The organism is Streptomyces sp. NPDC058665, from assembly GCF_042714995.1.
Lineage (GTDB): Bacteria > Actinomycetota > Actinomycetes > Streptomycetales > Streptomycetaceae > Streptomyces.
On record NZ_JBHXRX010000064.1, the window covers coordinates 1 to 14,450 of the forward strand.

At 71.1% G+C, this 14,450-nt stretch carries 16 protein-coding genes; 6 read left to right on the forward strand and 10 right to left on the reverse strand.

Annotated features, from left to right (window positions below):
* The 3 genes from ACFWV8_RS31100 to ACFWV8_RS31110 all read right to left on the reverse strand — a co-directional run.
* On the reverse strand, nt 1–119 hold a 119-nt coding region (locus ACFWV8_RS31100; RefSeq protein ID WP_384211683.1), incomplete at its 3' end, for a PHP domain-containing protein.
* 10 nt (nt 120–129) lie between these two features.
* Nucleotides 130–741, reverse strand: a complete 612-nt coding sequence (locus ACFWV8_RS31105) for a TetR/AcrR family transcriptional regulator (protein ID WP_384211521.1) — start codon at nt 739–741, stop codon at nt 130–132.
* A gap of 80 nt (nt 742–821) precedes the next feature.
* Complete coding sequence (locus ACFWV8_RS31110; RefSeq protein ID WP_384211524.1) at nt 822–1,439, reverse strand: TOPRIM nucleotidyl transferase/hydrolase domain-containing protein; 618 nt, start codon at nt 1,437–1,439, stop codon at nt 822–824.
* A gap of 124 nt (nt 1,440–1,563) precedes the next feature.
* Between ACFWV8_RS31110 and ACFWV8_RS31115 the strand changes: the two genes are divergently transcribed.
* Nucleotides 1,564–1,989: a universal stress protein gene (locus ACFWV8_RS31115; RefSeq protein WP_329384592.1), complete on the forward strand. Its 426-nt coding sequence runs from the start codon at nt 1,564–1,566 to the stop codon at nt 1,987–1,989.
* A 71-nt stretch (nt 1,990–2,060) separates the two neighbouring features.
* Here ACFWV8_RS31115 and ACFWV8_RS31120 read toward each other — a convergent pair whose 3' ends face one another.
* Nucleotides 2,061–2,417, reverse strand: coding sequence for a nuclear transport factor 2 family protein (locus ACFWV8_RS31120; RefSeq protein ID WP_384211527.1), 357 nt, complete (start codon nt 2,415–2,417; stop codon nt 2,061–2,063).
* Between the two features lie 88 nt (nt 2,418–2,505).
* On the opposite strand from ACFWV8_RS31120, the gene ACFWV8_RS31125 reads away from it, so the two are divergent.
* From ACFWV8_RS31125 to ACFWV8_RS31135, 3 genes are all read left to right on the forward strand, one after another.
* Nucleotides 2,506–3,018 carry a winged helix-turn-helix transcriptional regulator gene (locus tag ACFWV8_RS31125; RefSeq protein ID WP_384211530.1) on the forward strand — a complete coding sequence of 171 codons (513 nt, stop codon included), beginning with the start codon at nt 2,506–2,508 and terminating at the stop codon, nt 3,016–3,018.
* A gap of 185 nt (nt 3,019–3,203) precedes the next feature.
* The gene (locus ACFWV8_RS31130) at nt 3,204–3,524 is read left to right on the forward strand and encodes an SCP2 sterol-binding domain-containing protein (protein ID WP_329384601.1); all 321 of its coding nucleotides are present in this window, start codon (nt 3,204–3,206) and stop codon (nt 3,522–3,524) included.
* Between the two features lie 109 nt (nt 3,525–3,633).
* Entirely contained in the window at nt 3,634–6,867 is a 3,234-nt protein-coding gene (locus ACFWV8_RS31135; RefSeq protein WP_384211533.1) for an ATP-binding protein, read from the forward strand.
* Between the two features lie 130 nt (nt 6,868–6,997).
* Here the strand turns inward: ACFWV8_RS31135 and ACFWV8_RS31140 are convergent, their stop codons facing one another.
* From ACFWV8_RS31140 to ACFWV8_RS31155, 4 genes are all read right to left on the reverse strand, one after another.
* Nucleotides 6,998–8,077 (reverse strand): MerR family transcriptional regulator, encoded by a 1,080-nt coding sequence (locus tag ACFWV8_RS31140; protein WP_384211536.1) that lies wholly within the window; start codon nt 8,075–8,077, stop codon nt 6,998–7,000.
* A 166-nt stretch (nt 8,078–8,243) separates the two neighbouring features.
* On the reverse strand, nt 8,244–9,104 hold the full coding sequence (locus ACFWV8_RS31145; protein ID WP_384211539.1) for an ABC transporter permease: 861 nt from the start codon (nt 9,102–9,104) through the stop codon (nt 8,244–8,246).
* Nucleotides 9,101–10,129: an ATP-binding cassette domain-containing protein gene (locus tag ACFWV8_RS31150; RefSeq protein ID WP_384211542.1), complete on the reverse strand. Its 1,029-nt coding sequence runs from the start codon at nt 10,127–10,129 to the stop codon at nt 9,101–9,103. The genes ACFWV8_RS31145 and ACFWV8_RS31150 overlap by 4 nt, the downstream gene beginning before the upstream one ends.
* A gap of 92 nt (nt 10,130–10,221) precedes the next feature.
* Complete coding sequence (locus ACFWV8_RS31155; RefSeq protein ID WP_384211545.1) at nt 10,222–10,812, reverse strand: NADPH-dependent FMN reductase; 591 nt, start codon at nt 10,810–10,812, stop codon at nt 10,222–10,224.
* Nucleotides 10,813–11,017: 205 nt separating this feature from the next.
* Here ACFWV8_RS31155 and ACFWV8_RS31160 point away from each other — a divergent pair, with 205 nt between their 5' ends.
* Together ACFWV8_RS31160 and map are read left to right on the forward strand one after the other, a co-directional pair.
* Entirely contained in the window at nt 11,018–12,511 is a 1,494-nt protein-coding gene (locus tag ACFWV8_RS31160; RefSeq protein ID WP_384211548.1) for an alpha/beta hydrolase, read from the forward strand.
* A 120-nt stretch (nt 12,512–12,631) separates the two neighbouring features.
* Nucleotides 12,632–13,399 (forward strand): type I methionyl aminopeptidase, encoded by a 768-nt coding sequence (gene map / locus ACFWV8_RS31165; RefSeq protein ID WP_384211551.1) that lies wholly within the window; start codon nt 12,632–12,634, stop codon nt 13,397–13,399.
* Nucleotides 13,400–13,439: 40 nt separating this feature from the next.
* Here the strand turns inward: map and ACFWV8_RS31170 are convergent, their stop codons facing one another.
* Together ACFWV8_RS31170 and ACFWV8_RS31175 are read right to left on the reverse strand one after the other, a co-directional pair.
* Nucleotides 13,440–13,874: an acyl-CoA thioesterase gene (locus ACFWV8_RS31170; RefSeq protein ID WP_384211554.1), complete on the reverse strand. Its 435-nt coding sequence runs from the start codon at nt 13,872–13,874 to the stop codon at nt 13,440–13,442.
* Nucleotides 13,875–13,904: 30 nt separating this feature from the next.
* Nucleotides 13,905–14,348 (reverse strand): hypothetical protein, encoded by a 444-nt coding sequence (locus tag ACFWV8_RS31175; RefSeq protein WP_384211558.1) that lies wholly within the window; start codon nt 14,346–14,348, stop codon nt 13,905–13,907.
* Between the last annotated feature and the right edge of the window lie 102 nt (nt 14,349–14,450).

Genomic DNA, 14,450 nt, shown 5'->3' on the forward strand with positions numbered 1-14,450 from the left:
ATCGCGATATGAGACATCCCCATCTCATCGCACGCCTTGAACATGTCCCCCAACCGCGCCGCACCATCCAGCAACGAGTACTGCGTGTGCACATGGAGATGGGTGAATGGCCGCCGCATTTCCGTCCGTTCAGGCGTCAGCGTCGGCGCCGGTGTCAGCGTCGGCGTCGAGGCTCCGGGCGATCGCCCGCAGGCCGGTGGCGATCTCACTCGCCGACGGCGCGTGTTCGGGGTCGATGAGCCACTGCTGCGTGAGCCCGGCGACGAGCGCCATGTGCACGGAGCCGACAGCGCGGGCGGTCCCGGGCTCCTCGGCGTCGGCGATGCCGTGCAGGTCGGCGGCGAGCCGGGGCCGGGCGCGCTCGTACGCCTCCGCGATCTGCGCCCGGACCTCGGGCGTCCGCTCGGCCTGCGCGAGAGCCTCGGCCGCGGCGACGAGGAGCGGCCGGTGGGTGGTCTGGGACGCGATGACGCGCGCCCACATGGCTTCGAGCCGCTCCCCGACGGAGCCCGGTGTCTCGCCCAGGGGGTCGCTCGGGGGCTCCTGGACCTTGGCGCCCCACTCGTTGATCGACTCCAGCATCGCCGCGTTGAGCAGCGCCTCTTTGGAACCGTAGTGGTAATTGATCGTGCCGAGCGGCGCGTTGGCGGCTGCGGCGATGTCGCGCGAGGTGGTGTGCGCGTACCCGCGTTCCTCCAGGCAGCGCCTGGCCCCGGCCATCAGCTTTTCACGGTGTCCCATGGGCGACACCGTACAACAGGTTTGAACGTCCGTTCAGAACGTTGGTTCAGAACGGGCGTTCAGATGCCGTGCTCCGGGCGTCACAGGCCGGTCAGCAGGTCGTCCAGCGGGGCGGGGGTGCGGTCGGGGTCCAGGGCTTCCACGAGGACGCGGCCGTAGTGGATCTTGCGGCCCTTCTTCGTACCGAGGAAGCGCCTCAACTGCTGGTCCGCCGGGCGTCCCTGCTGCGCGGGCTGGCGCAGGAACGTCTGCAGGGCGCGTACGTCACCCTCCGCCCGTACCAGCTCCGCGACCCGCGCCACACCCAGCGCACGGATGAGTTCGTCCTCCAGGTCCGCCATGCAGACGAAGAACTCCTGCCGCGTCGCACCGGCCCGCTCCAGGCCCGCCGTGTAGAAGCGGCGTTCCGCCTCGTCGCACAGGCCGGTGAGGCGCAGGTCGAGGCCGGGTGGGCCGAGGAGTCCCGCGAAGCGGCCGACGCTCATCGCGCCGCCCATCGGGAGCACGCAGATCCCTTCGGCCGCCAGGTCCCGGCCGCGGCGCGTGGCCAGCGCGTCGACCGCGGCGGCGTCGCTCGGGCCTTCGAGCAGGACCGCCGCCCGGACGGATAGTCGCGCGGCCAGTTCGCGCGCGGGTCCGCCGGGGCCGCCGGCCGCCCACGCGATGACCGCTTGCCGGAAAGACCCCATGTCAGCCATGAGGCGAGTCTCCGCCCTTTCCGGCGGGCGCGGTAAGGAATTTCCACCGGCGCGCCGGAATAGCCGGGTGACACCGGAGGTTGTCCGCATCGCTGGTACAAGATTCAACTGATCGAGGTGTGTGATGGGCAGGATAGTGGTGGGAGTCGACGGGTCGGCTTCTTCGGTGAAGGCGCTGCACTGGGCCGTACGGCAGGCCGGACTCACCGGCGACACGGTGGAGGCCGCGATCGGCTGGGAGTACCCGGCGGCGGCGTGGGCGACGATGGCGCCCGGCATTCCGCCGGAGTTCGACCCGGAGAAGCTGGCGGCCCAGACCCTGGACGAGACGCTGGAGTCCGCCCTCGGTAAGGAGGGCGCGGCGGCCGTGGACCGGCAGGTCGTCGCCGCACACGCCGCCCAGGCACTGCTCGCCCGCGCGGAGGGCGCCGAACTGCTCGTGGTCGGCGACCGTGGTTACAGCGGGTTCAAGGCGGCGCTGCTCGGCTCCGTGAGCCTGCATGTCACGCAGCACGCGAAGGTTCCGGTGGTCGTCGTCCGCGGCGAGTGATCCGGACGAACGGCTCGGGGCGAATGATCCGGGCGAACGACTCCGGCGAACGGCCCGCGGGCCGGGCGGAGTTACGGTGCGATGGTCAGGTCCTCGATCAGACCGTCGCGCAGGGTGAACCGGAAGCGGAGGTCGACGCGCCCGCCGGGGAAGTTCCCCTCCAAGCGGTGGGTGACGGTGTGGTGCGCGTCGTCCTCGCTCTCGGCCGCGACGATTTCCGTGGTGTACGTGTACTCGCTCGCCGCGGTTTCGAGCCAGCGCCCGATCTCGGCCGAGCCGGTGTGCGTCGAGCCCTCGTCGGTGACGGTGGCATCCTCGTGCATGGTCGCGAGTGCGGCCGGGACGTCGCGGTCCCCGTGGGCGGCCAGATAGCGGGTGACGACGTCGGGGACAGCGGGGACTGCGGGGCTGCCAGGGATCGCGGGCATGGGTCTTCGGCTCCCTCGGTGCTAAAATTGAAGTGAGTAACTTCGACTTTAGCAGTAACTGGACGGGCGAGCGGACGGGGCGGGACACATGGCGGGGCGAGGGAACCGGATGCGGCTGGAGGACCGGACATGTCCGCTGTCCACCACCGTGCGGCAGGTGGGCGAATGGTGGACGCTGCTGATCCTTCATGACGCGTTCGACGGCTATACGCGCTTCGACCAGTTCCAGGAGAGCCTCGGCATCTCCTCCAGCATGCTCACCACCCGGCTCAAGACCCTTGTCGCCGACGGGCTGTTGGAGCGCCGCCCGTATCAACAGGGCCCGACGCGCTACGAGTACGTCCTCACGGACCTCGGCCGCTCGCTGCGACCGGTCCTCGTCGCCCTCGCCGCGTGGGGCAATTCGCGACTGCCGGCCGAGGAACGGACCATGGTCCTGGTCGACGCGGCGACGGGCACGGAGGTCGAGCCCGTGGTCGTCGACGCGGCCACCGGGCAACGGCTGGACGACAGCGAGAAGTACGTTTTCACCGCCGGTCCCGCGGCGACCGGCGGCATGCTCGCGCGGTATGCCAAGTCCGGTCAGCAGCAGGGGAGTTGACACGTACCTCTACTACAAACGCGCGGTTTTTCTGGACCGGATCACGTAGCCGGTCAGGACCGTTCTGTGCATCGTCACGACACGCGCGCAAACGTTCCGAATGTTTCCCTGAAGCTGCCTCAAGCGGTCCGTCGTGGGGGGTTGAATGGACCTCGACCACGCTCGCTTGAACGATGGAGAGACCCTTGAGCACTTCCGACAACACCATGCAGGCTCTCGCCGCGAGGTTCGACTCGGCTGCCGCCGCCGGTCTGGACCTCACCTTCGGCTTCAACGTGACCGACGAGAGCAAGCACTTCTCGTTGACCGTGAAGGACGGAACCTGCTCGCTGCAAGAGGGGGAGAACCCGGACGCCAACGCCACGCTCGTGCTGGACTCGGACACCCTGAAGTCCATCCAGTCGGGGACCACGGACGGGACGCAGGAGTTCACGGCCGGCCGGCTCAAGATAGAGGGCGACCCCGCGGTCGCCCAGAAGCTGGGCACGCTGTTCCCGGCCGCCTGATCGGTCTACGTGGCGGGCCCGCGGTCACTTCGGTGGCCGCGGGCCCGCTCGCGTCGCGGGGGGAGTTCTCGCATGCCGATTGTCAGTGGTGCCTTCTATGGTTTTGGGCATGACCCCTGCACTGATCGGGCGTGACCACCCCGCAGGCGTCCTTCGCGCGGAGATCGGCCGGGCGACGGACAGCCACGGGGGTCTCGTGCTGGTCGCGGGCGAGGCGGGCATCGGAAAGACCACGCTGGTCACGGCCGCCGCCCGGGAGGCCAGACAGCGCGGGGCACTCGTGCTGGGCGGCTCCTGCTGGGAAGGCAGCGCTCCGGGGTACTGGCCGTGGGTGCAGGTCGTGCGGGGCATGCGGCGCGGCCTGGACGAGGCGGAGTGGGCGAAGGCCGGGCAGGCGGCGGGCGGCCGGCTCACGGTGCTGCTCGGTGAGGCCGCGAGGGACGACGAGGCCAAGGACGCCTTCTCCGTGTACGACGCGGTGACGACCGCCCTCGTCACGGTCTCCCAGGACCGGCCGGTCGTGGTGGTCGTGGACGACCTGCACTGGGCGGACACCGCGTCGCTCAAGCTCCTCGAATTCGCCGCCCAGCACGCCTGGTTCGAGCGGCTGCTGCTCATCGGGACGTACCGCGACGTGGAGGTGGAGGCGCCCGGCCACCCGCTCCAGCAGCTCATCCTCCCGCTCGTCGCCCGCGCCACCACGGCCGTCACGCTGACCGGGCTCGACAGGGACGACGTGGGCGCGCTCCTCGCGCTGACCACCGGGCGGGAGCCCGAGCCCGCCCTGGTGGACGAGGTGCACAGCCGTACGGGCGGCAATCCGTTCTTCGTGGAGCAGACCGCCCGCCTGTGGCACGGCGGCAGCCCGGTGAGCACGATCGCCCCCGGCGTGCGCGAGGCCGTGCGGCGGCGGCTGTCGATGCTGCCGAAGCCGGTCGGCGACCTGCTGGTCACGGCGAGCGTGCTGGGCCGGGAGTTCCACCGCCAGGTGCTCGCCGCCGCCACGTCGGCGCCCGTGCCGCATGTGGACCGGCTGCTGGACCGGGCCGTCTCCGCCCGGCTGGTGGTGACGCGCGAGGGCGGGCGGTTCGCCTTCGCGCACGACCTCGTCCGAGAGACGCTCTACGACTCCCTGGAGGAGGCGGAGGCGGCCCGGCTGCACGGCGCGGTCGTACGGGGCCTGGACACCGCACCGGCGCTGGGCGGCAAGGTCTTCCCCGCGGATCTGGCCCGGCACGCCCATCTCGCCGGTGACACCGTGGAGCGCGACCACCGCATCGATCTGCTGCTCGCCGCCGCGCGGGACGCGTCGAGCAGGCTCGCGGGCGAGGAGGCCGTCGGTCACTACCGGCGCGCGCTGGAGGTGGCGGAGACCGCCGGGGAGGGCGACCCGCGCCGCGCCGTCCTGATCGCGCTCGACCTCGCCGGCGAGCTGCGGCACCACGGCATGGAGGACGAGGCCCGGCGGTATTTCGACCGCGCGGTGACACCGGCGCGTGAGCTGGGCGATCCGGAGCTGCTGACCCGCGTGGCGCTCACGGTCCACCAGGTGCACGACCTGCCCGGCCAGGGGCCGCAGGCGGCGGAGCTGCTGCACGAGGCGTACCGCGCGCTGTTCGGCGAAGGTCAGAGTGAGGGCGGGGGGAGCGAGGGCAGGGAGAGTGAGCGGATGGCGCAGGACCTCGCCGTCCGGGCCACCGATCTCGCCCGAAGGGACGATGACGACGAGGCGCTCGCCTTCTCCCTCTGGGCGCGGCACGACACGATCTGGGGACTCGGCACCTCCGAGGAGCGCCTCACCCTCACCGCCGAGATGTCGGCCGTCGCCCGCCGCACGAAGAACCTGGACATGGAGGTGCACGCCGCGGCGATGCGCTGGGTGACGCTGCTGGAGCTGGGGGACCCGCTCTTCGTGAGCCAGTTGCGGACGTACGCGGTCCTCGCCGAGCGGGCGGGCAAGCGCAGGTACGAGCTGGGCAAGGCTGTCGACCTGGGCATCGTCGCCGCGCTCAGCGGTGACTTCGAGCAGGCCGAGAAGTGGTACGCGGACACGGTCGAAGCGGCCGACGGGCACGGTCCGTACGAGTATCTGGCCTCCCATCTGCTCTGGGCCCTGAACATGATCCGGGGTCGTTACGAGAAGGCCGACACCGTCTCGCGCGGCCTCAGCGGCATGGGCTATCCGCTGTCCGTGCTGCTCGACGGGATCGCCGCGATCGAACGCGCGGACACGGAGCGGGCGCTGCGGCATCTGCGGGAGCTGGAGGACCGGCCGGAGCCGGTGTCGCGGATCTTCGCGCCGCTGCTGTTCCGGCTCCGTGCGCACACGGCTGCCGCGACGGGCGATCCCCGGTTGATCGCGGCGGCGCGGGACGACCTCGGCGCCCACAGCGGCCGATGGCTCGTCGCGCTGTACGGGTGCGACATCAGCGGACCGGTCGACCTGTGGCTCGGCATGCTGGACGCGGCGGAGGGGCGGTGGGACACGGCGGTGACCGCGTTCACGTCGGCGCGCGAGTCAGCCGAACGTCTCGGGGCGAGACCGTGGTCCCTGCGCGCGGGCGTGGAGCTGGCGGACACGCTGCGGGCGCGCGGCGGGCCGGGGGACGCGGCGGCGGAGGCGACGCTGCGGGCGGAGACGTCGCGGGCGGCGAAGGCGATGGGGCTGGAGCACCTGGAGAGGGAGGTGGCGAGCGCGCCGGACACCCACCACCCCACCCACCCCGTCACCGACCCCGATGAAGCCCAACCTGCCCCGCCCGGCCCGGAGTTCAGGCGGGACGGGGCGGTGTGGGCGCTCGCCTTCGACGGGCGGGCGGTGCATGTGCCGGACGCGAAGGGTCTGCGCGATCTGCACACGCTGCTCTCGCATCCGGGCACGGACTTCCCCGCCGTCCGGCTGCTCGCCCCCGACGGCGGCGAGACGGCGATGGCGGCGCGCGCCATGGGCGGCGACCCGGTCCTGGACGAACAGGCCAAGGCCGCCTACCGGCGACGGCTCGACCAACTGGACCAGGACATAGATCGCGCGGGCGCACACGGCGACGACGCGCGCGCCGCCACGTACGACAGGGAACGCCAGGCCCTCCTCGACGAGCTCCGCACCGCCGCCGGTCTCGGCGGACGCACCCGGCGTCTTGGCGACGAGGCGGAGCGGGCCCGTAAGACGGTCACGGCCCGAATCCGCGACACCCTGCGCAAACTCGACGCCCTCCACCCCGAACTGTCCGCGCACCTCCGCAAGTCGGTGACGACGGGCTCAACCTGCGCGTACCGCCCCGAACCAGCAGACCCCAACACCACGGACACCGCCGAAACCCCCACCCTCACCTGGCGCCTCTGATCCCCGGCCCCGCCGGCAGCCCGAGCACCTCGTCCACCGCCACCGACCCGGCGGCCGGCAGCGGCAGCCGTACGGACGCCGTGATGCCGTCATCGCGGCCCGTGCGAAGCGGTGCCCGTCGGGGTCGCCGTCAGTCCGTGAGCGCGTCGGCCACCGCGCAGGCCACGTTGTCCGGGCCGCCCGCCGCGAGGGCCAGCGCGATCAGCTCGCGCACGGCGTCCTCCGGCCGTGCCGCCGTACGGAGCACGCGCCGGATGTCCTCGGGGCTTACGGCCGTGAACAGGCCGTCCGAGCAGAGCAGATAGCGGTCGCCCGGCTCCATGTCGTGCAGCCGCAGATCGGGGCGGGCATGATCCTCGCTGCCGTCGAGGGCGCGCAGCAGCATGGCCCGTCGGGGATGGGACACCGCCTCCTCGGCGGTGAGGCTCCCCGCGTCGACCATCGACTGCACGAGGCTGTGGTCGTGCGTGATACGGGAGACCTCGCCGCCCCGCAGCAGATACGCGCGGGTGTCCCCGACATGCACGAGCGCCAGCCGGGAGCCGGTCCACAGCATCGCCGTGAGCGTCGTCCCGGAGCCGCCCGGAGTCCCCGGCGCCTCCGCCCGGTTCACCCGGTCCACCGCGTCCGCAAGGCCGTTGAGCACATCCGCGCCCCGGACCGACTCCTCCAGCGCCACCAGCGCGTCAACCGCAGCGCCGCTCGCCCGCGCACCGTCGTCCCCGAAGCCGTCCGCCACCGCGAGCAGCCGCGAACCGGCGTACGCCGTGTCCTGGTTGACCGGCCGGACCAGTCCTCGGTCCGACCCGGCCGCGTAACGCATCCTCATCTCGGACATCTCTTCGACGCCTTTCCCTGCCGGTCTCCCCGACAGTTGTCCAACGAGGAAGGTCACCAGGTCCCGGCGCATGGCGGTCTCCGTCTCCACCCGCGCCCAGTACGCCCCGATGTCCTGGCCGGCGGCCCGCGGATCCGTCTCGCACAGATCGCAGACCTCGCCGATCCGGGCCAGCGGCATCCCGACGCGGCGCAGCCACGCCACCAGCCGCGCGCGGTCCAACTGCGCCTCGGTGTAGTACCGGTAGCCGGTCGTCCCGTCCACACGCGCCGGAGTCAACAGCCCCAGCTCGTCGTAGAGACGCAACGCCTTCGGCGACAGGCGGGAGGCGCGGGCGAACGCGCCGATGGTCAGTTCACCCGTGCTCCCCATGCCGCGAAACACCCCCGTCCGGTCGCCCTGGCATCCTTCTTCCTCGTACCGGGCACCTCGCCCGGCACGACCGATGCTGGAGCCTGCCCCTCGGTGAAGGTCAACACCCGTGGCCCGCGGTTCTCCCCCGGGGAGTCGCAGGCCACCGGCCGTCGGGGTCGCCTGCTCACTTGCGGTTGTAGAGCCGCATCGTCCAGGTGCCAAAGACGAGCACCAGGCCCACCGACCAGCCCAGCGTCACCGCGATGTCGTGGGTCGGCCAGTTGCCCGCCATCAGTTCGCGGACCGCGCTGGCGAGTTCGGAGACCGGGCTGTTGTTGACGAAGGCCTGGAGCCAGCCCGGCATCGTCTTCGGGTCGACGAAGACGTTGCTCAGGAACGTCAGCGGCATGATCACCATCATGCTGACGCCCATCACCGACTTCTCCGTGCGCAGCATCAGCCCGAACATCGTCCAGATCCAGGAGAACGAGAAGGAGAAGACGAGCAGCAGCGCCACCCCCGCCGCGATGCCCAGGACTCCGCCGTCGGGGCGGTATCCGATGGCCAGGCCCACGCCGAGGATCACGATCGAGGCGATCATGTAGCGGATCACGTCGCCGAGCAGATAGCCGACCATCGGGGCCGGGCGCCAGATCGGGAGGGTGCGGAAGCGGTCGAAGACGCCCTTGGCGATATCGGTGTTGACCGCGACGCCCGAGTACATCGTGATCATCACGACGCTCATCACCATCACGCCGGGCAGCAGGAACTGGATGTACGCGGAGACCGACCCCGCCAGCGCACCGCCGAAGAGATACGCGTACATCAGGACCATCATGACCGGGAAGACGGTCACGTCGAAAAGCTGCTCGGGCACATGCTTGATCTTCAGCATCGCCCGCCAGCCGAAGGTCATCGACGCCGAGAGCGCGCTGGGCCTCGGTGGCCGTTCCTTGTTCACGAGCAGCGCGGCGAGGTCGTCGGCGGTGGGCGTCGCGAGGTCGAGGTCGTCCAGGTCCTGGGTCTTCGTGGCTACGGTGGTCATGCCGCCGCCCCCTCCTTCACATCGGTGGTCTCGGTGCCGGCGGTCCCGGAGGACTGCCCGGACGGCTTCTTCTTGTCGGTGAGGGCGAGGAACACCTCGTCCAGGCTGGGCTGGCCGAGGGAGAAGTTGTCCACGACGATCCCCGCGCGCGCCAGCTCCGCCAGTGCCCGCCCGGCCTGCTCCGCCGCGCCCTGGTCGCTGCCGCCGCCGCTGATCGTGGCGGTGAGCGCGAGCGGGTCCGGGTCCAGCACGATGTCCGCGCTCAGCGCGGCGGCCAGCACCCGCTGGGCGTCCGGCCGTTGGGCGGCTTCGCGCAACCGCAGATGGACGGCGCCGGAGCCGACCGACGCCTTCAGGTCGCCCTTGGTGCCCTCGGCGATCACCTTGCCCTGGTCGATCACCGCGATCCGGGACGCCAACTGGTCGGCCTCGTCCAGATACTGCGTCGTCAGCAGCACCGTCGTCCCCTGTGAGACCACGGCCCGCACGATGTCCCACACCTGGTTACGGCTGCGCGGGTCGAGGCCGGTCGTCGGCTCGTCCAGGAAGAGCAGGTCCGGGGTGTTCAGGATGGACGCGGCGATGTCGATACGGCGCCGCATACCGCCCGAGTAGTTCTTGACCTGCCGGCCCGCCGCCTCGTCAAGACCGAACGCGTCCAGCAACTGCCCCGCGCGGTCCCGGGCGTCGGGCTTGGTGTGCCCGAGGAGCCTGCCGAGCAGGACCAGATTCTCCGAACCGGTCAGGTCCTCGTCCACCGACGCGTACTGCCCGGTCAGCGCGACCCGGCTGCGGACCGACTCGGCGTCCTTCACCACGTCCTTGCCGAAGACGCGGGCCTCGCCGCCGTCCGGGCGGAGCAGCGTCGCCAGCATCCGTACGACGGTGGTCTTGCCCGCGCCGTTGGGACCCAGCACTCCGTAGACCGTGCCCGTCGGCACGGCGAGATCGACTCCGTCCACGGCTCGGTTCGAGCCGAAGACTTTCACCAGCCCTGTGGTCTCGATCGCGAGATCATTACTCATCATCAGTCCTTGTCGTTCTTCTTGATCGTTCTGGTCGGTCTGGAACGCGGGGGGGCGGTTTTCCTTATGACTCCGGGGGAGCCCGAAACTCATCAGCAGATGTACGGGCGGGCCGCCCGCGCCTCGCGGAGGCCCAGGCCCCACCACCCGAGCTGGTCGAGCAGCACGCTCGCGTCGCGGTCCCTGCGCTCCTCCGTCGCCGCGTCCACGTCGAGCACGTCGTCGCCGCCGGAGTCGAAGAGGTTGATCGACACCGCGTTCCGGAGGGTCACCGTGTGCAGCTCGGTGAAGACCGTGCGCAGCCCCTCCACCGCGTACAGCCCGCCCGACCCGTGGCCGTAACTGACGAAGGCGACCGGCTTCGTCCGCCACTCGTCGTACGCGAAGTCGACGGCCTGCTTGAGGGAGGCGGGGAACGAGCGGTTGTACTCCGGTGTCACCACCACGAAGGCCTCCGCGCGGTCGACCTCCGCCGTGAAGTCCGTCATCGGCTCCGTGGCCCGGTCGGGGTAGCGCACGGGGAAGTCGAACTCGGCCAGATCGACGACCGCCACGTCCAGCTCGTCCCGCTTGCCCGCCAGCTCGGCGAACCACCGCCCGATCACGTCACCGAGCCGCCCCTCGCGGGTGCTGCCGATGATGACCGCGACCCGCAGCGGCGTCGCCGCGCCGCCCTGTCGCATACGCGCCGCCTCCTCCCTCGTCCGCCCTCACCACTGAGGCGCTAGACGTGACCGCGCGCCCGCCAGATCAGATCTGGCGGCGTCCGCGTATCGGCGGAACCGCCCGCGCCGCGAAGTGATGACGAATGTCATGGCCTGCGTGGCGGCGCCGCGAGAACACTTGATCTCGCCGCCCACGGACCAAGCGCCCACAGGAGAACATCAGATGCGCAGAACTCTGTCCCTCGCCCTCGCGGCCACCGCCCTGGCCGCGGCGACGACCGCGATACCCGGAGCGTCGGCCGCGGCGACGCCGGACTCCCTACGGTGGGGTCCCTGCCCGGAGAAGGCCGCCGAGCCCCGTCTTGAGTGCTCGACGCTCGAAGTGCCGCTGGACTACCGTGATCCGGACGGTCGGCGGATCGACATCGCACTCTCCCGGCTGGCGAGCGACAACCCGTCGAAGCGCCGCGGCGTGCTGCTGACCAATCCGGGCGGTCCCGGCGGCCCGGGGCTCACCTTCCCGGCCGTGCTCGCCGCCTCGGGACTGCCGCAGGACGTGTTGGACTCGTACGACCTGATCGGCTTCGACCCGCGTGGCGTCGGCCGGAGCACACAGGTGGCCTGCGATCTGACGCCGGAACAGGAGGCCCGCGGCCTGTTCGCGCCGTACGCGTACACCGGCGCCGACGTCGCGCGCGAGGCGGGGAACGCGCGGACGATCGCCGAGCAGTGCGCGACCTCGGAGACGTCGTGGATGCTGCCGCACACCACCACCGCGAACACCGCGCGCGACATGGACCGGATCCGGGCGGCGCTGGGCGAGCCGAAGACCTCGTACCTCGGCTATTCGTACGGGAGCTACCTCGGCTCCGTGTATACGACGATGTTCCCGAAGCGCGGCGATCGCATCGTGCTCGACAGCAACTTGGGCCCTGGCGGTTACGACGTCAAGGCCTCGCGGTTGTTCGCGCGCGGACTGGAGGACCGTTTCCCGGACTTCGCGGCGTTCGCCGCCACGCGCCCCGAGTACGGTCTGGGCACCACCCCGGAGGGGGTGACCGCGAAGTTCTTCGAACTCGCCGGGCGGCTGGACGCGAAGCCGGTCCACGGCATGGACGGGACGCTCTTCCGCGGGATGACGTTCGACCGCCTCTACAGCGACGCGACCTTTCCTCAACTGGCGGAGTCATGGCAGGCGCTCGACCACGGCCGGCCGCTGCCCGACCAGCCGCCGACGGGCATGGGGGACCCCATGTCCAGCCGCTTGTACGTGATCTGCGGCGATTCGCGCTGGCCGGGGACGGTCCGCGAGTATCAGCGGAATGTCGCGGTCGACCGGCTGCGGTACCCGATGCTGGGCGCTTCCACGGCGAGCATAGGACCGTGCGCGTTCTGGCCGGGCGAGCGGGTCGAGCCGCCGGTGCGCATCGGTGACCGGGGCCCGGCGAACGTACTCCTGGTGCAGAACGAGCGCGACCCGGGGACACCGCTGGCCGGCGCGCAGAAGCTGCGGCGGGCGTTCGGGCAGCGGGCCGCGATGGTGACCGTCGACGGCGGCGGTCACGGCGTCTATCCGTTCGCAGGCAACACGTGCGCGAACGACGCGGTGACCAAGTTCCTGGCCGGCGGGCAGCGCCCGGGGCGGGACCTCGCCTGCGCGGCGGAGCCGGGACAGGATCCGCCACTCACCGGCGTGCAGAGCCTCCCGCTCGACTGACCGGCAAGCGCGAACGGAGCCTCCGGCGGACGTCCGCCGGAGGCTTTGGCTTGCCCAGACCCTTGGACGTGATACTAATACCGGTATAAGTATTGGGTCGGGTACGGGCAGGAGTCACACATGGTGGAGATCAAGACCGACGCCGCGTTGGACGCGATGCGGGAAGCCGGGCGGGTGGTGGCTCGCGCGCTGGCCGCGGCGCGGAAAGCGGCCGGTATCGGGGTGTCCCTGAAGGAGCTCGACGAGGCCGCCCGCGCGGTGCTGGACGAGGCGGGGGCCGGTTCGCCGTTCCTCGGGTACCGGCCGTCCTTCGCCCCCGTCCCGTTCCCCGCCGTGATCTGCACCTCCATCAACGACGCCGTGGCGCACGGCATCCCCACCGGCTACCGCCTGCGCGACGGCGATCTGGTGAGCATCGACTGCGGCGCCCTGCTCGACGGCTGGGCCGGCGACGCGGCCATCAGCTTCATCGTGGGAGCTCCACGCCCCGCGGACCTCGACCTGATCGAGGCCACCCAGCAGGCACTGGACGCCGGTATCGCCGCCGCTCTGGTCGGCAACCGCCTCGGCGACATCTCCCACGCCATCGACACCGTCGCCCGCGAGGCGGCCTGCGGCATGCCCGCCGACTTCGGCGGGCACGGCATCGGCCGCAGCATGCACGAGGACCCCCATCTCCCCAACCGTGGCCGCCCCGGTCGCGGTTTCCCCCTCCGCCACGGCCTGGTTCTCGCCATCGAGCCCATGCTCATGGCCGGCGGCCAGAACGTCTATCGCACCGACACCGACGGCTGGACCCTGCGCAGCATCGACGGCAGTCAGTCCGCCCACATCGAGCACACGGTGGCCATCACCGACCGGGGCCCCCGCATCCTGACCCTGCCCTGATCCGGAGTCGACACGACCCTGACCCGGCGTCGGCCCGGAGTCAGTCCGCCGGACGGACCTGTTCCGCGAGCAGTTCCCGTGCCTTCTCGCTCCACTCCGACGGTCGCCTCGTCGCCGGGTCCAGGCGGATCAGCGTGCGGTTGCCGTGGGCGTACGTCGGCGGGCCGCCGTCCCGGGAGCGGATGCCGAAGCCGTACCTGAGTGAGGTGCGGCCGAGGTGTTCGACCCAGATGCGGACGCCGTACTCGCCGGGGCGGTCGATCGGCGCCTCGAAGGTGATCCGGAAGTCCTTGACGACGTTGAAGGCGTCGCCGTGAGTCGTCCAGTCCCTGCTGAAGGCGATCTCCCGCTCCTGCCAGTACATCACCCAGGCACGTTCGACCAGCACGCCGTAGCGGTTGTTGTAGAGCATGCCGAAGGAGTCCAGCTCGTCGAAGTGGACGGCCACCGGCACCAGGAAGCCGTCATCCTCCATTCCTTCCGCGCCTTCCATCCCTTCCGTCACTCAAGGCTCCCGCGTGTGGAAGTAGTAGAAGGCCGCTATCGCCGTCGCCGCCCCCACCGTCAGCCCGATCCCGGACGACCGGAACACGCTCGCGTACGAGAGGCTGTAGAGAAAGCCCAGGGACATGCCGGCCACCACGCCGAACGCCCCCGCCCGTATCTCCGTCGCCAGCGTCTTGGGAAGCCGCAGCAGGATGAAGACGAGCAGGGCCACCGAGAGCCCTGAGACCACGCCGAGGGTGATCTGGAGGGCGTTGAGCGGTTCGCCGCGGCGCTGGATGAACGGTGCCCAGATGCCGTAGACGATGCCGAGCGTGACCGGGATCGCCACGGTGTGGAGAGGGATGTGCGGCCGCCCCCCGCCGGAGAAGCGCGACAGACGCGAGGGGCGCGCGTGCCGGGGCCCTGGCGACCTGCTCGCGGACGTCGGTGCGTGTGTGGCCATGGCAGAGAACTCCTCCCGCTCGTCCCTCTTCCAGAGCACACCCGCCGACGCCGCCCGGCAACTCGTACCCCCGCCCTCTGCTGACAGCCCGCCCCCTCATAC